This window comes from Pseudomonas sp. P97.38, from assembly GCF_001269745.1.
GTDB classification, from domain to species: Bacteria; Pseudomonadota; Gammaproteobacteria; order Pseudomonadales; family Pseudomonadaceae; genus Aquipseudomonas; species Aquipseudomonas chlororaphis_E.
In genome coordinates this window covers 1-14,778 of the sequence record NZ_LHVJ01000016.1, presented here as the reverse complement: position 1 = coordinate 14,778, position 14,778 = coordinate 1, and the positions used below count along the sequence as shown (strand labels likewise).

Here is a 14,778-nt window from a genome sequence, read left to right as displayed (position 1 = left end):
AACCGGCGCGCAACTTACCCTCGATAAACCGATCCAGCAAAACTTTTAGTTATTCTTGGCTTCCTGTTGCCGCCGCCTCGGAGGGCGACGGCGACAGGAAAGTACTTCAGGCCGGCTTACTTGCCGGATTTGATCTTGGTCCAGCTGCGGGTCAGGATCCGCTGGGTGGCCGGCGGCAAGTCGCTGATCGCGTAGAGCTTGGCTTTCACTTCATCCGACGGGTAGATGTTCGGGTCGCCGGAGATGTCTTTTTCCACCAGCGCCGTCGCCGCCTTGTTGCCGTTCGGGAAGCGTACGTTGTTGGTGATCTCGGCCATGATTTCCGGCTTCAGCAGGAAGTTCATGTACTGGTAGGCCGCGTCGACGTTTTCGGCGTCCTTGGGAATGGCAACCATGTCATAGAAGGAACCGGCGCCCTCTTTTGGAATGGCGTAGGCCACCTTGACCTTGCCACCCGCTTCGGCAGCGCGGGACTTGGACTGTTCGATATCGCCCGAGTAACCCACGGCGACGCAGATGTTGCCGTTGGCCAGGTCAGAGATGTACTTGGACGAATGGAAATAGCTGATCGAAGGACGGATCTTGAGGAACAGTGCCTCGGCGTCGGCCAGTTGCTTCTTGTCCTGGCTGTCGGTCGGGTAGCCCAGGTAGTGCAACGCCACCGGAATCATTTCGGTCGGCGAGTCGAGGAAACTCACGCCGCAGCCCTTGAGCTTGGCGATGTTCTCCGGCTTGAGCAGGGTGTCCCACGAGTCGATCTTGTCGACGCCCAGCGCGGCCTTGACTTTCTCCGGGTTGTAGCCGATGCCGATGGTGCCCCACATGTAGGGGAAGGCATGCTGGTTGCCCTTGTCGCTGGCATCGCCAACGGCCTTGAGCAGGTCGGTGTCGAGATTCTTCCAGTTGGTCAGCTTGGACTTGTCCAGTGGCTGGTAGACGCCGGCCTTGATCTGCTTGGCCAGGAAGTTGTTCGACGGCACCACGATGTCATAACCGGATTTGCCGGCCAGCAACTTGGCTTCCAGGGTTTCGTTGCTGTCGAACACGTCGTAGACGACCTTGATCCCCGTTTCCTTCTCGAACTTGGCGACGGTGTCCGGCGCAATATAGTCGGACCAGTTATAGACGTGCAGCACTTTGTCGTCCGCCTGGACGGCACCCGCCATCACGCCCACCAGGGACATGGCGAGGAGGGTCTTGCCAGCTATCTTCATACCTAATGCCTTCATGGATTGATGCTCCAGTTATTCTTTTTAGCCACGTTCAGTAGCCGGCTCGCGGGCAACTTGAACAGCCGGTAGTCTGGCAAGTTACAGGGCAGGCTTTCAACACAAGCCCGGCCTTTTGTTCGCGCTGGGCGAGGCAAGCGCCTCGCTCAGAGCCTAGCACTTAGCCTTGCAACGCACTGAGGGTCAGGTCCAGGCACTGCCGCGCCTTGGTCACCAGTTCGTCGATCTCGGCCTTGCTGATCACCAGCGGCGGCGCAATGATCATGGTGTCGCCCACCGCACGCATGATCAGCCCGTTGTCGAAGCAGAACTGCCGGCAGATCATGCCCACGCCCCGACCTTCATAGCGCTTGCGCGTGGCCTTGTCCTGAACCAGTTCGATTGCCCCCAGCAGGCCGACACCCCGGACTTCACCCACCAGCGGATGATCGTTCAGTTCCCGCAGACGCTTCTGCAAATAGGGTGCCGTTTCGTTGTGGACGCGCTCGATGATCTTTTCTTCGCGCAGGATGCGGATGTTCTCCAGGGCCACCGCCGCGGCCACCGGGTGACCGGAGTAGGTGAAGCCGTGGTTGAAGTCGCCCCCTTCATTGAGCACCTCGACCACATCGTCACGCACGATCAGCCCGCCCATGGGGATGTAGCCGGAGGTCAGGCCCTTGGCGATGGTCATCATGTGCGGCTTCAAACCGAAATGATCGGTGCCGAACCACTCCCCGGTGCGACCAAAACCGCAGATCACTTCGTCGGCCACGAACAAGATGTCGTACTTGGCGAGGATTTCCTTCACCCGCGGCCAGTAGCTGTCCGGCGGAACGATCACGCCGCCCGCGCCCTGGATCGGCTCGGCGATGAACGCACCGACGTTGTCCACGCCGATCTCCAGGATCTTGGCCTCCAGTTGGTCGGCCGCCCACACGCCGAAGGCCTCCGGGCTCATGTCGCCGCCTTCGCCGAACCAGTAGGGCTGGGCGATGTGGACAATGCCCGGGATCGGCAGGTCGCCCTGCTCGTGCATGTAGGTCATGCCGCCCAGGCTCGCGCCGGCCACGGTCGAACCGTGATAGCCGTTCTTGCGGCTGATGATGACTTTCTTGTTCGGCTGGCCCTTGATCGCCCAGTAATGGCGAACCATGCGCAGCATAGTGTCGTTGCCTTCGGAGCCGGAGCCGGTGAAGAACACATGGTTCATGCCTTCAGGGGCGATATCGGCGATGGCCTTGGACAGCTCCAGCACCGGCGGGTGAGCGGTCTGGAAGAACAGGTTGTAGTACGGCAGTTCGCGCATCTGCCGGCTGGCGGCGTCGGCCAGTTCATCACGGCCGTAACCGACGGCCACGCACCAGAGGCCGGCCATGCCATCGAGGATCTGGTTGCCTTCGCTGTCCCAGAGGTAGACGCCCTTGGCGCGGGTGATGATGCGCGGGCCTTTCTCCTTGAGTTGCTTGAAGTCGCTGAACGGCGCCAGGTGGTGATCGTTGCTCAGGGCCTGCCATTCGCGGGTTTGCGGGTTGTTGCCGGTCATGCGGATTCTCCTTTCGTATCGGTGGGGGCGAGGCTGGCGCAGCAGCCCCGCCCGGCGCTTCAGACGGCAAAGAGCAGGAATTCCCGCTCCCACGAACTGATGACGCGCTTGAAGTTTTCATGCTCGGCCCGCTTGACCGCGACGTAGCCCGTGATGAATTTCTTGCCCAGGTATTTCTCGATGGTGGCGCTGTTTTCCATGCGCTCCAACGCATCTTCGATGGTCAGCGGCAGGCGCAGGTTCCGGCGTTCGTAACCCCGGCCCACCACCGGCGCACTCGGGTTGATGCCTTCGACCATGCCGATGAAACCGCACAGCAGGCTCGCGGCAATGGCCAGGTACGGGTTGGCGTCGGCACCCGGCAGGCGGTTTTCCACCCGACGGTTCTGTGGCCCGGCATCCGGCACGCGCAGGCCGACGGTGCGGTTCTCTTCGCCCCACTCCACGTTCACCGGCGCCGAGGTGTCCGGCAGGAAGCGGCGGAACGAGTTGACGTTGGGGGCGAACAGCGGCAGCAGCTCGGGGATGAGCTTCTGCAAGCCGCCGATGTGGTGCAGAAACAGCTCGCTCATGGTCCCGTCTTCATTGGAGAAGACGTTCTTGCCGGTGTCCTTGTCGATGATGCTCTGGTGCAGGTGCATTGCACTGCCCGGCTCGCCGGTCATGGGCTTGGCCATGAAGGTCGCGGCCACGTTGTGCTTGAGCGCCGCCTCGCGCATGGTGCGCTTGAACACCAGGATCTGGTCGGCCAGGGACAGGGCGTCGCCATGACGGAAGTTGATTTCCATCTGCGCCGTGCCGTCCTCGTGGATCAGGGTGTCGAGGTCCAGCTCCTGCAACTCGCACCAGTCGTAGACGTCCTCGAACAGCGGGTCGAATTCGTTGGCCGCCTCGATCGAGAACGACTGGCGCCCGGTTTCCGGGCGGCCGGAGCGGCCAACAGGCGGTTGCAGCGGAAAGTCCGGGTCGTCGCTGCGCTTGGTCAGGTAGAACTCCATCTCCGGCGCGACGATCGGCTGCCAGCCTTTGTCGGCATACAGCTTGAGCACCTTCTTGAGCACGTTGCGCGGCGACAGCTCGATCGGGTTGCCCTGCTTGTCGTAGGAATCGTGGATGACCTGGGCAGTGGGCTCGATGGCCCAGGGCACAAGGAAGACGGCGTTCTCGTCCGGGCGGCATATCATGTCGATGTCGGCAGGATCGAGCAGTTCGTAATAGATGTCGTCTTCGACATAGTCGCCTGTCACGGTCTGGAGCAGGACGCTCTCGGGCAGGCGCATGCCTTTTTCGGCAATGAACTTGTTGGTCGGCGAGATCTTGCCCCGGGTGATACCGGTCAGGTCGCCAATCATGCATTCGACTTCTGTGATCTTGTGGTCTTTCAACCAATCGGTGAGCTGGTCGAGGTTGTTACTCATAAATGCCTCTAGGCGTGAGTTTCCTGACTGCTATTAGTCGTCAGGCGTTGTTTGACGCATCGGCGTCGCGTTGTATTGCCCTTGCTCGGCAGGCATCGCCAAATGCCTGGAAAATCGCAAGGTAGTGCGGGTTAGAGCTTACCGCCCATTCGGGGTGCCACTGCACTCCTAAAGCAAAAGCCTTGCCTTGTATAACCGAAACGGCTTCGATCAGGCCATCCGGCGCCCTCGCTTCAACCCGCAAACCCGGCGCCAGGCGCTCGATGCCCTGGCTGTGGATGGAGTTGACGTCGATCACCGGCGGCAGGCCCAGGCCCGCCAGCACGCCACCGGGCTGGATATGCACGGCATGGGCCGGGCCGTACTGGATCGCCACCGGCTGGGTGTCGTCTTCACGGTGATCGATAAAGGTTCCGACTTCATGAACTTTCTGATGCAGGCTGCCGCCAAAGGCTACGTTCATTTCCTGGAAACCGCGACAGATCCCCAGCACCGGGACGCCTGCCTCGACGGCGGCGCGGATCAGCGGCAGGGTGGTGGCATCGCGTGCAGGATCATGAGCAGTGCCCGGCGCACTGGCAGGGCCATGGTAGTGAAAAGGTTCTACATTGGAAGGAGAACCGGTAAAGAGAATACCGTCCAGGGCGTCCAGAATAACGGACGGGGAGAACAGATCCGCCAGGGACGCAATCAGCATGGGCAAGCCCTTGGCGGCTGTCGCGACAGCCCGGGAATATTTATCGCCGCTGATGTGATACGCATGCAGGCCCAACTGCCTGGAGCAGGTGGTGACGCCGATTAACGGCAGGCGAGACATGAAGCACCCCGGTATTATTGCTGTTATGGGTTTGAATCGAGCTTAGCCTTGTTCATTTTTTTACACAACACCCCCGTAAAAAATACAACACGGCCCGCTCAAGCCCGCGGTCGACACGACCTTCAAAGGGAAAAAAACGCCCTAAATTGCCTCAAAAAAGCCCCGCGAGTGCTTTTTTAGGGCAAAAAAGGCCCTGCTTGACTTCGGCATGCCGTTCGGGTTGACTGGCTTTCGAAGAGATCAATGATTGATATTTTTAACAACAAAGGTGTTGCATCATGTCGGTACCCCCGCGTGCCGTTCAGCTTAACGAAGCGAACGCGTTCCTTAAGGAACATCCTGAGGTTCTGTACGTTGACCTTCTGATTGCGGATATGAATGGTGTGGTGCGCGGCAAGCGCATCGAACGCACCAGCCTCCACAAGGTTTACGAGAAAGGCATCAACCTGCCGGCCTCCCTGTTTGCCCTGGACATCAATGGCTCGACGGTGGAAAGCACCGGCCTGGGCCTGGACATCGGCGATGCCGACCGGATCTGCTACCCCATCCCCGGCACCCTGAGCAATGAGCCCTGGCAAAAGCGCCCGACCGCGCAACTGCTGATGACCATGCACGAGCTCGAAGGCGAGCCCTTCTTCGCCGACCCCCGCGAAGTCCTGCGCCAGGTCGTGACCAAGTTCGATGAGCTGGGCCTGACCATCTGTGCCGCGTTCGAGCTGGAGTTCTACCTGATCGACCAGGAGAACGTGAATGGACGCCCACAACCGCCCCGCTCCCCCATCTCCGGCAAGCGTCCGCATTCGACCCAGGTCTACCTGATCGACGACCTCGACGAATATGTCGATTGCCTCCAGGACATCCTCGAAGGCGCCAAGGAACAAGGCATTCCCGCCGACGCCATCGTCAAGGAAAGTGCCCCGGCGCAGTTCGAAGTGAACCTGCACCACGTCGCCGACCCGATCAAGGCCTGCGACTATGCGGTCCTGCTCAAGCGCCTGATCAAGAACATCGCCTACGACCATGAAATGGACACCACCTTCATGGCCAAGCCGTACCCAGGCCAGGCGGGCAATGGTCTGCACGTTCACATTTCGGTCCTGGACAAAGACGGCAAGAACATCTTTGCCAGCGAGGATCCCGAGCAGAACGCCGCGCTGCGTCACGCGATCGGCGGTGTGCTCGAGACCCTGCCCGCGCAGATGGCCTTCCTCTGCCCGAACGTCAACTCCTACCGCCGTTTCGGCGCCCAGTTCTACGTGCCGAACTCGCCGACCTGGGGCCTGGACAACCGCACCGTGGCCTTGCGCGTACCGACCGGCGCTGCCGATGCTGTGCGCCTGGAACACCGTGTGGCCGGCGCCGACGCCAACCCATACCTGCTGATGGCCTCCGTGCTGGCTGGCGTGCACCATGGCCTGGTCAACAAGATCGAGCCCGGCGCGCCGGTCGAAGGCAACAGCTACGAGCAGAACGAGCAGAGCCTGCCGAACAACCTGCGCGATGCCCTGCGCGAGCTGGACGACAGCGAAGTCATGGCCAAGTACATCGACCCGAAATACATCGATATCTTCGTGGCCTGCAAGGAAAGCGAGCTGGAGGAGTTCGAACACTCCATCTCCGACCTTGAATACAACTGGTACCTGCATACCGTGTAAGCGGTTGCTGCAAAAAAACGCCGCAGGCCTTCACGGGCTGCGGCGTTTTTTATGGCTGTTCAGCCCAGATGATGAATTGGCTGCCTCCACAATGGTCCGGCCAGACACAAGACCGTGGCGAGGGAGCTTGCTCCCGCTGGGCTGCGCAGCAGCCCCAAAAACGACTTGAGCGATCAACTTGAAGCACCGCAGTGACTGACGTCAGGGCCGCTTCGCAGCCCAGCGGGAGCAAGCTCCCTCGCCACAGGGATTTTTTCCTCACAGGCACCGCTATGGACCCTCCGCTCGCTCTGCGTACAATGCCCGCAGTCCCGCAGGAGCCACCCATGACGCGCATCGCCACCCCTCGCAAACCCCGCGCACGCAGCCAGGCCCGGATCGACTCGATCCTCGACGCCGCCCGCACGCTGCTTGCCGCCGAAGGCGTGGCCAGCCTGTCGATCTACAGCGTCGCTGAGCGCGCCGGGATTCCCCCGTCCTCCGTGTATCACTTCTTCGCCAGCGTCCCGGCCCTGCTCGAAGCCCTGACCGCCGATGTCCACGCCGCGTTCCGCGCCTGCCTGCAAGCCCCCATCGACCATGACGCCCTGAACCACTGGCACGACCTGTCACGGCTGGTGGAACAGCGCATGCTCACCATCTACGGCCAGGACGCCGCCGCCCGCCAATTGATCCTGGCCCAGCATGGCCTGACCGAGGTCACCCAGGCCGACCGCCAGCACGACCTCGAACTCAGCGACCTGATGCACAAGCTCTTCGACCGCCATTTCGCCCTGCCGGCCCTGCCCACCGACGTCGACGTATTCGCCCTGGCCATGGAACTGGGCGACCGCGTCTACGCCCGCTCGGTGCAGCAACACGGGCAGATCACCCCACGCATGGCCGAGGAAGGCATGCGGGTGTTCGACGCTTACCTGGGCCTGTACCTGCCGCCGTATCTGCCCAAGCGAGAAACAGCTTGATCCCCTCAGTCATCAACTTTTCATACGTTTAGCGCCCATCGCGCTTACGGCGAGTTCCAACTCAGCCCCCGTCAAGTGGCTGGCGTAATGCGCGCCAAGCTCTGCCTCCCAACTGGTCACTTCATCCAGGACATCGGTGGCCTGCTCTGGCGTCAAGGCAAAGTGCAGGCAATGGCTGAGCAGGTTCTCTCGACTGATCACTCGCCCACTGCGACCAACCGCCATCGAAAGGTAGGGTGGTGACGAACCCTCCAGTCCCGGGACTACGTCATACATCGGAGCCAACCGCCAGCGCCCCTCGAGCCAGAGAATGGCGTGATTCTTCGGGTGATCATCGTCATTGCCCACCAGGGCGTTGAAACACATGCGCTTGAACAGTTCACGCAAGTCATCATCCGGCACCCCGCGACGCTGCATCTCGTTGGCAAGCCCGGCATACACCCAGGCGCTGCGATCATTGGATCGCCAATCAGCATCCAGGAGCGTCAGCCCGCTCAGCAACGGTATCCGACGGCCGGACTCGGCAATCGGAAATCGGTCGAATCGTTTGACCAGCAACGTCGAGGGCGCACCGAGGTACAGCGCAGTTTTCGCGACATTCAGTCCCTTGAGCGAAGCGAATGTCATGCAGGCATGTTCCATGGCCGGGACATCACAGGTGTCATAGCGATCACGGGGCTTGGCAAGAATGAAGACGCCCTCATCGTGTAATGTACGCTTGGGCCTTGCGCCCCCCAGCGATGAACGTTGTTTGCGCAACTGGAGGGTTTTGATCGCCTCATCATCCAGTTGGTTATCGAAGATCGCTTCGGTAGCCTCGATGAATGCAGACAACCCCTTAAGGGAGGGCAGCGCTTCCTGGCCGATGCCAACGGGTGGATGCCGGCTTATCCCGGCCATGAGGTTGCCTGCGCGATCGTTGTTGGGGGACTTGAGCAGGTAATCGACAGCCTCCAGATCCGCTCGATGAAGGTCTCTCAAGACACGCTCGCCCCAGCCGTCGGGCATTGAATCATTGATGAAACCGGGCACGCCGCGGTTGGTGGCAATGCCGGTAAAAGGCTGGATGCGCAACGGATAACGGATGGGATCTGGCACCCAACGATGCTGGGCAACATACTCCGGGTCGTAGGTGAACTCGCCCCGACCATTATCGATGCTCAATCGCCCCAGCGTGCGGATCTCTCCAGTCTGAGGGTCTTCAACATAAATGTAGGCCCTGGCCATCAGAATTCTCCCTTTACACTGGCCAGACGTACACGAGCGTTGCGAGGCGCTTGAGTGGACACAAGGGATGAAGCTTCCAGCTGTTGACGGCTTTGGAACACTTCCTGGATCAGCCCCAATTGCCACAGCACCAACATGAATGAGCGCAATTCCACAGTGGGGTCGCCCGCCTCGATTTTGCGCACTGTTCGCTCCGACAGCTTAAGAGAAGCGGCAAGATCTTTCTGCCGCTGCCGGTGTTGAAGCCGCCGACTTTTCACCAGCAGGCCAATGGCGTGGAGCGTGTCGGCACAATCAATAGGAAAAAATCCAGACATAAACGGTGCTCTGAAGCTGCTAATGCTTGATAAAACGGACTATAGCACCGCTTAAATAGAATAAATGTTAAAAATAATCCACTCTTAAAGATCTTATAAATCTCTTTAAATTAGATAAAACGCCTTTTAGTGACGCTAAAAAAGCCCCGAAAGGCTTACGCCGTTCAGGGCCGTGGGTCACGCACCGCTCACAACTTGGCGATGGACACTTCGGTGGATTTGACGAAGGCGATCACTTCGCTGCCGATTGCCAGCTCCAGCTCTTTCACCGAACGGGTGGTGATGACCGAGGTGACGATGCCGGAGGCCGTTTGCACGTCGATTTCCGAGAGCACGTCGCCTTCGACGATTTCCTTGATGGTGCCTTTGAACTGGTTGCGCACGTTGATGGCTTTGATAGTCATGTTATTTCTCCTGGGGTCGAAATGAGCTGCAAGCTTCGAGCTACAAGCTGCAAGGAAAAGCACGCGTCTCTTCTTGCAGCGTGTCGCTGGCCGCTTGAAGCGGCTTCATTGCGCCCAACGCAACTGCGTGGGCAAGGGTGAAACGGGTTCGGGTTCCGGCGGTTGGCCGGGCAAGGACAGCACACGGTTGAGCACTTCGGCTTCCAGGCTCGCCAGGCGATGAGAGCCGCGAACCCGTGGACGTGGCAGGTCGATGAGCAGGTCGAGGCCGATCTGGCCATCCTCGATCAGGATGACCCGGTCGGCGATGGCCACCGCTTCGCTGACGTCGTGGGTCACCAGCAACACCGTGAAGCCGTGTGCCTGCCACAGGTTTTCGATCAACTGCTGCATCTCGATACGGGTCAGGGCGTCCAGCGCCCCCAAGGGTTCGTCGAGCAACAGCAAGCGCGGTTGGTGGATCAGCGCCCGGGCCAGGGCCACTCGTTGCTTCTGGCCACCGGACAACGCAGCCGGCCACTCATTGGCACGGTCGGCCAGGCCGACGGCCTCCAACGCCTGCAAGGCTTGCGGCCGCCAGTTGCCCTTGAGCCCAAGACCGACGTTGTCGATGATTTTTTTCCAGGGCAACAAGCGCGCCTCCTGGAACATCAACCGCGTGTCCTGTTGCACGGCACTCAACGGCGCCGAGCCGGCCAGCAATTGACCTGCGCTGGGTTGGTCGAGGCCGGCCAACAAGCGCAGCAAAGTACTTTTGCCACAGCCGCTGCGACCGACCACCGCCACGAACTGCCCGGCCGGGATATGCAGGTCGATGTCACGCAGCACTGGACGGGTGCCGAAGGTTTTCTGCAACTTGCGCACCGCCAGCGGGATGCCTCGCAGCAGGCGCGGAGGTTGTTGGGCCGTCATGCGACACCTCCCTTGCTCACTTGGTAGGCCGGGTGCCAACGCAGCCAGACTCGTTCAAGCCCGCGGGCGGCAAGGTCGGCCAGCTTGCCCAGCACGGCGTACAGAAGAATCGCCAGCACCACCACGTCGGTCTGCAGGAACTCCCGGGCATTCATCGCCAGGTAGCCGATGCCGGAGCTGGCCGAGATGGTTTCCGCCACGATCAGCGTCAACCACATGAAACCGAGCGCAAACCGCACCCCCACCAGGATCGACGGCAAGGCACCTGGCAGGATCACCTGGCGAAACAGGCTGAAGCCGGACAATCCATAGCTGCGGGACATCTCCACCAAGGCCGGATCGACATTACGGATGCCGTGATAGGTGTTGAGGTAGATGGGAAACAGCGTGCCCAGCGCCACCAGGAAAATCTTCGCCGACTCGTCGATGCCGAACCACAGGATCACCAGCGGAATCAACGCCAGGTGCGGGACGTTGCGGACCATCTGCACCGAGCTGTCCAACAGGCGCTCGCCCCATTTCGACAGGCCGGTGATAAAGCCCAGGATCAGGCCGATACCGCCGCCGATGGCGAAACCGACCGCCGCCCGCCAGCCGCTGATAGCCAGGTGCGTCCAGATCTCGCCGCTACGCACCAGGTTTACCCCGGCCTCGATGACCGCCACCGGCGCCGGCAGGATCCGCGTGGACAGCCAGCCCGCCGACACTGCCAGTTGCCACACCGCCAGCAACAGCAGCGGCACCGCCCAGGGCGCCAGGTTGTGGATAAGTTTTTTCATGGCCGCCTCAGCTCTGTGCGGCGGCTTTGGGGAGAATGTCATTGGCGACCATTTCCCCGAACGGGCTCACGTAGCCCTGGCTCTTGGGCAGTTCCGGACGCTCCACGTCCAGGTGCGGGAACAACAGTTCCGCCACGCGGTAGGACTCTTCCAGGTGTGGATAACCCGAGAAGATGAACGTATCGATCCCCAGATCGGCGTATTCCTTGACCCGCGCGGCGACAGTCGGACCATCGCCCACCAGTGCCGTGCCGGCACCGCCACGAACCAGACCGACACCGGCCCAGAGGTTGGGGCTCACTTCCAGTTTGTCGCGCCGACCACCGTGCAGGGCGGCCATGCGTTGCTGGCCCACCGAGTCGAAGCGCGCCAGGGAGGCCTGGGCGCGAGCGATGGTGTCGTCGTCCAGGTGGGAGATCAACCGGTTGGCGGCCTGCCAGGCCTCGGCATTGGTTTCGCGAACGATCACGTGCAAGCGGATGCCGAAGCGCACGGTGCGGCCCAGCTTGGCAGCCTTGGTCCGGACCTGTTCGATTTTCTGGGCAACGGCCTCCGGTGGTTCGCCCCAGGTCAGCACCATTTCCACCTGTTCGGCGGCGAGGTCCTGGGCCGCTTCGGAAGAGCCGCCGAAATACAAAGGCGGACGCGGTTGCTGGATCGGCGGGTAGAGCAACTTGGCGCCCTTGACGCTGATGTGCTCACCGTCGTAATCCACGGTCTCGCCTTCCAGGACCCGACGCCAGATGCGAGTGAACTCCACCGACGCCTGGTAGCGCGCCTCGTGGTCGAGGAACAGGCCGTCGCCGGCCAGCTCGTCCGGGTCGCCACCGGTCACCAGGTTGAACAATGCGCGCCCGCCGGACAACCGGTCCAGTGTTGCGGCCTGCCGCGCCGCCACCGTCGGGGAAATGATCCCGGGGCGCAGGGCAACGAGAAACTTCAGGCGCTGAGTCACGGGAATCAACGAGGCCGCCACCAGCCAGGAGTCTTCGCAGGAGCGTCCGGTGGGAATCAGCACGCCGCCGAAACCCAGTCGGTCCGCGGCCTGGGCAATCTGCTGCAGGTAGCCGTGATCGACGGCGCGGGCGCCTTCGGCGGTGCCAAGGTAATGGCCGTCGCCGTGGGTGGGCAGGAACCAGAAAATGTTGAGGCTCATGGAGTGGTCTCCTAAGGGGGTCGGATTACTGCGCGTTCGCAACGGTCGCCGGAGGCGTCCAGATCACGTCCTTGATGCTCAAGGGCTTGGGTATCAGCTTGAGTTGGTAGAAGCTGTCGGCGATTTTCTGTTGGGCCGCCACCACGTCGGGTGTGAGGAACGAGGCACCGAAGCCCTGGCGTTTCATCGAGGTCAGGGTGATCGGCTCAGGCAGGCCGAGCAGCGGCGACACCTGTTTGGTCACGTCTTCAGGATTGGCCTTGGACCACTCCCCCACGGCACGCACTTCGTCCACCAGGGCGGCGATGACCTGAGGATGCTGCTGCGCATAGGGCTTGGTGGCGAGGTAGAACTGGTGGTTGTCGACGATGCCCTGGCCGTCGCGCAGGGTTCGCGCCTGCAACTGTTGTTCGGCGGCGGCCTGGTACGGATCCCAGATCACCCAGGCGTCGACACTGCCACGCTCGAACGCGGCACGGGCGTCGGCCGGTGGCAGGAAAACGGTCTGGATGTCGGTGTATTTCAGACCGGCATCTTCCAACGCCCGCACCAGCAGGTAATGGACATTGGAGCCCTTGTTCAGCGCGACTTTCTTGCCCTTGAGGTCTTGCACCGACTGGATGGGCGACCCCTTGGGCACCAGGATCGCTTCGCTGGTGGGCGCGGGCGGTTCATACGCCACGTAGAGCAAGTCGGCGCCCGCGGCCTGGGCGAACACCGGCGGGGTTTCACCGGTCACGCCGAAATCGATGGAGCCGACGTTCAGGCCTTCAAGCAGTTGCGGGCCGCCGGGAAACTCGGTCCATTGCACATCCACGCCTTGGGCGGCCAGGCGTTTTTCCAAGGTGCCCTTGGCCTTGAGCAGCACCAGGGTGCCGTACTTCTGATAACCGATCCGCAAGGTCTCGGCTTGAGCCTGGGTAATAGCGCCGAAGGACACAGCCGCAGCAAACAGAGCGACCAGCCCGCGACGCAAAATGACAGTGCGCATGGCGCCTCTCCTTTTTGCTGTGGGGGTGTGGCTGCACCTGCTTGGCCGTTGGCGGCTGAGTAAGGTGAGTTGAAACTGGGTTTACACGGGGTCAAATGCTCCAGCGAGCACTCAACAGGCGTTCATTCAAGACGTGTGGGTCCAGCGGCCTGGGCCGCCGCGCCATGGCACTGAAAAACTGCTCCAGGGCTTCGTTCAAGCGTTGTTGCAGGGCCGGCGCCAATTGCGCCTGGGCAGTGCCTTCGCCATAGGCGATCTGGCTGTCTTCGGCAAAGATCCCCTGGAGCATTTCCTGGGCCTTGAGGGCCGACAACACCGGCTTGAGGGCGTAGTCCACCGCCAGCATGTGGGCGATGCTGCCTCCGGTGGCCATGGGCAGCACGACCTTGTGGCTCAGCGCCCGCTCCGGCAGTAAGTCCAGCAGCGTCTTCAGCGCGCCGGAAAAAGACGCCTTGTACACGGGCGTCGCGATCAACAGGCCGTCGGCGTTGTCGATCTGCTGGAGCAGGTCAACCACCTTGGGGCTGTCGAAACGGGCATGGAGCAAGTCTTCAGCCGGAAAATCACGCACCTGATAACTGACCACTTCCACACCTTGCTGCTGCAACCAACGTTGCGAGCGTTCCAGCAACACCCCGGAGCGTGAGCGCTGGCTGGGGCTGCCACCGAGTGAGACGACCAACATGCCTGCCATTCCTTAACTGTCACGTGCGATTCGCGGTGGGCGATCTCGCTGCATGAAGCAAACCATAACAGGGGATTCATATATCTTTAAATCATATTTATTCATTTGGTTATTCTTTAGATGAATATGAAAACGACGCTCCTCCAGGCATAAAAAAAGGCCGTCGAAACGGCCAAAACCCTTGGTGCACAGCGTTTCACTGTGGGAGCGGGCTTGCTCGCGAAGGCGATAGGTCAGGTCAAGAAATGTCGCCTGATACACCGCCTTCGCGAGCAAGCCCGCTTGTGTCTGAGTAAGGGAATAAACTCTGGGGTGAGAGGGGTAGATGGCAAGCTGTGAGTCCGCGGTGCTTGAAGCACGAGTGGGAGCAAAGCTGCCATCTACCTTTCTACTCTGGCCCATAAGCCCGAACAGTTGTACGAGCGGCACTCGAATCACAAGCGTGGGCAAAGCCAGAGCACTCTCATTTCTGAGTGTAAGAGGGTTTTGCCATGATTTCCTGGGTCGGTATCGATATATCCAAATCAAATCTCGTCGTTTGGGTTCGACCACAGAACCAAGGCTATGAGGTCCCCAATACGTCTGAGGGTTTTGCACAGCTGGTCGAACAGCTAAGCCAATACACGATTGGCCGGGTGTTACTGGAAGCCACGGGCGGCTATGAACGAAAGGTTATGGCAGCACTGCAGGAGGCAGGTTTC

The 14,778-nt window shown here is 61.0% G+C and carries 15 protein-coding genes; 3 read left to right on the top strand and 12 right to left on the bottom strand.

Going from position 1 to position 14,778, the window contains the following annotated elements; translation table 11 throughout:
• Nucleotides 1-116 precede the first annotated feature (116 nt).
• The 4 genes from AD664_RS13075 to AD664_RS13060 all read right to left on the bottom strand — a co-directional run bounded on the left by AD664_RS13075 (nucleotide 117) and on the right by AD664_RS13060 (nucleotide 4,989).
• A complete protein-coding gene (locus tag AD664_RS13075; protein WP_053147108.1) occupies nucleotides 117-1,229 on the bottom strand; it encodes a polyamine ABC transporter substrate-binding protein in 1,113 nt (370 codons plus the stop codon).
• Between the two features lie 160 nt (nucleotides 1,230-1,389).
• Complete coding sequence (locus AD664_RS13070) at nucleotides 1,390-2,754, bottom strand: aspartate aminotransferase family protein (RefSeq protein ID WP_053147106.1); 1,365 nt, start codon at nucleotides 2,752-2,754, stop codon at nucleotides 1,390-1,392.
• 59 nt (nucleotides 2,755-2,813) lie between these two features.
• On the bottom strand, nucleotides 2,814-4,172 hold the full coding sequence (locus AD664_RS13065; RefSeq protein WP_042729318.1) for a glutamine synthetase family protein: 1,359 nt from the start codon (nucleotides 4,170-4,172) through the stop codon (nucleotides 2,814-2,816).
• 40 nt (nucleotides 4,173-4,212) lie between these two features.
• On the bottom strand, nucleotides 4,213-4,989 hold the full coding sequence (locus AD664_RS13060) for a gamma-glutamyl-gamma-aminobutyrate hydrolase family protein (RefSeq protein ID WP_042729319.1): 777 nt from the start codon (nucleotides 4,987-4,989) through the stop codon (nucleotides 4,213-4,215).
• A 278-nt stretch (nucleotides 4,990-5,267) separates the two neighbouring features.
• Between AD664_RS13060 and AD664_RS13055 the strand changes: the two genes are divergently transcribed.
• Nucleotides 5,268-6,644, top strand: coding sequence for a glutamine synthetase family protein (locus AD664_RS13055; RefSeq protein WP_042729320.1), 1,377 nt, complete (start codon nucleotides 5,268-5,270; stop codon nucleotides 6,642-6,644).
• A 326-nt stretch (nucleotides 6,645-6,970) separates the two neighbouring features.
• Nucleotides 6,971-7,606 (top strand): TetR/AcrR family transcriptional regulator, encoded by a 636-nt coding sequence (locus AD664_RS13050; protein WP_053147104.1) that lies wholly within the window; start codon nucleotides 6,971-6,973, stop codon nucleotides 7,604-7,606.
• 12 nt (nucleotides 7,607-7,618) lie between these two features.
• Here the strand turns inward: AD664_RS13050 and AD664_RS13045 are convergent, their stop codons facing one another.
• The 8 genes from AD664_RS13045 to ssuE form a co-directional block, all read right to left on the bottom strand.
• Nucleotides 7,619-8,833, bottom strand: a complete 1,215-nt coding sequence (locus AD664_RS13045) for a type II toxin-antitoxin system HipA family toxin (protein ID WP_053147102.1) — start codon at nucleotides 8,831-8,833, stop codon at nucleotides 7,619-7,621.
• A complete protein-coding gene (locus AD664_RS13040; RefSeq protein ID WP_042729323.1) occupies nucleotides 8,833-9,150 on the bottom strand; it encodes a hypothetical protein in 318 nt (105 codons plus the stop codon). The genes AD664_RS13045 and AD664_RS13040 overlap by 1 nt, the downstream gene beginning before the upstream one ends.
• Before the next feature lie 188 nt (nucleotides 9,151-9,338).
• Nucleotides 9,339-9,554 (bottom strand): molybdopterin-binding protein, encoded by a 216-nt coding sequence (locus AD664_RS13035; protein WP_003177394.1) that lies wholly within the window; start codon nucleotides 9,552-9,554, stop codon nucleotides 9,339-9,341.
• 105 nt (nucleotides 9,555-9,659) lie between these two features.
• Nucleotides 9,660-10,466 carry an aliphatic sulfonates ABC transporter ATP-binding protein gene (ssuB, locus tag AD664_RS13030; RefSeq protein ID WP_053147099.1) on the bottom strand — a complete coding sequence of 269 codons (807 nt, stop codon included), beginning with the start codon at nucleotides 10,464-10,466 and terminating at the stop codon, nucleotides 9,660-9,662.
• The gene (gene ssuC / locus AD664_RS13025; RefSeq protein ID WP_047735815.1) at nucleotides 10,463-11,245 is read right to left on the bottom strand and encodes an aliphatic sulfonate ABC transporter permease SsuC; all 783 of its coding nucleotides are present in this window, start codon (nucleotides 11,243-11,245) and stop codon (nucleotides 10,463-10,465) included. The genes ssuB and ssuC overlap by 4 nt, the downstream gene beginning before the upstream one ends.
• Before the next feature lie 7 nt (nucleotides 11,246-11,252).
• The gene (gene ssuD / locus AD664_RS13020) at nucleotides 11,253-12,401 is read right to left on the bottom strand and encodes an FMNH2-dependent alkanesulfonate monooxygenase (protein WP_053147097.1); all 1,149 of its coding nucleotides are present in this window, start codon (nucleotides 12,399-12,401) and stop codon (nucleotides 11,253-11,255) included.
• A 25-nt stretch (nucleotides 12,402-12,426) separates the two neighbouring features.
• Entirely contained in the window at nucleotides 12,427-13,392 is a 966-nt protein-coding gene (locus AD664_RS13015) for a sulfonate ABC transporter substrate-binding protein (RefSeq protein ID WP_053147096.1), read from the bottom strand.
• 91 nt (nucleotides 13,393-13,483) lie between these two features.
• Complete coding sequence (gene ssuE / locus AD664_RS13010; RefSeq protein WP_042730186.1) at nucleotides 13,484-14,077, bottom strand: NADPH-dependent FMN reductase; 594 nt, start codon at nucleotides 14,075-14,077, stop codon at nucleotides 13,484-13,486.
• Between the two features lie 491 nt (nucleotides 14,078-14,568).
• On the opposite strand from ssuE, the gene AD664_RS13000 reads away from it, so the two are divergent.
• A partial coding sequence (locus AD664_RS13000; RefSeq protein ID WP_157061567.1) for a transposase occupies nucleotides 14,569-14,778 on the top strand: 210 nt, incomplete at its 3' end.

Excerpts from the sequence above, each read along its gene's own strand:
- AD664_RS13055 (WP_042729320.1), top strand. The coding sequence starts at position 5,268 with ATGTCGGTACCCCCGCGTGCCGTTCAGCTTAACGAAGCGAACGCGTTC.
- AD664_RS13070 (WP_053147106.1), bottom strand. The coding sequence starts at position 2,754 with ATGACCGGCAACAACCCGCAAACCCGCGAATGGCAGGCCCTGAGCAAC.
- AD664_RS13045 (WP_053147102.1), bottom strand. The coding sequence starts at position 8,833 with ATGGCCAGGGCCTACATTTATGTTGAAGACCCTCAGACTGGAGAGATC.
- AD664_RS13075 (WP_053147108.1), bottom strand. The coding sequence starts at position 1,229 with ATGAAGGCATTAGGTATGAAGATAGCTGGCAAGACCCTCCTCGCCATG.
- AD664_RS13035 (WP_003177394.1), bottom strand. The coding sequence starts at position 9,554 with ATGACTATCAAAGCCATCAACGTGCGCAACCAGTTCAAAGGCACCATC.
- ssuE (WP_042730186.1), bottom strand. The coding sequence starts at position 14,077 with ATGTTGGTCGTCTCACTCGGTGGCAGCCCCAGCCAGCGCTCACGCTCC.
- AD664_RS13015 (WP_053147096.1), bottom strand. The coding sequence starts at position 13,392 with ATGCGCACTGTCATTTTGCGTCGCGGGCTGGTCGCTCTGTTTGCTGCG.
- ssuC (WP_047735815.1), bottom strand. The coding sequence starts at position 11,245 with ATGAAAAAACTTATCCACAACCTGGCGCCCTGGGCGGTGCCGCTGCTG.
- ssuB (WP_053147099.1), bottom strand. The coding sequence starts at position 10,466 with ATGACGGCCCAACAACCTCCGCGCCTGCTGCGAGGCATCCCGCTGGCG.
- AD664_RS13040 (WP_042729323.1), bottom strand. The coding sequence starts at position 9,150 with ATGTCTGGATTTTTTCCTATTGATTGTGCCGACACGCTCCACGCCATT.
- ssuD (WP_053147097.1), bottom strand. The coding sequence starts at position 12,401 with ATGAGCCTCAACATTTTCTGGTTCCTGCCCACCCACGGCGACGGCCAT.
- AD664_RS13065 (WP_042729318.1), bottom strand. The coding sequence starts at position 4,172 with ATGAGTAACAACCTCGACCAGCTCACCGATTGGTTGAAAGACCACAAG.
- AD664_RS13050 (WP_053147104.1), top strand. The coding sequence starts at position 6,971 with ATGACGCGCATCGCCACCCCTCGCAAACCCCGCGCACGCAGCCAGGCC.
- AD664_RS13060 (WP_042729319.1), bottom strand. The coding sequence starts at position 4,989 with ATGTCTCGCCTGCCGTTAATCGGCGTCACCACCTGCTCCAGGCAGTTG.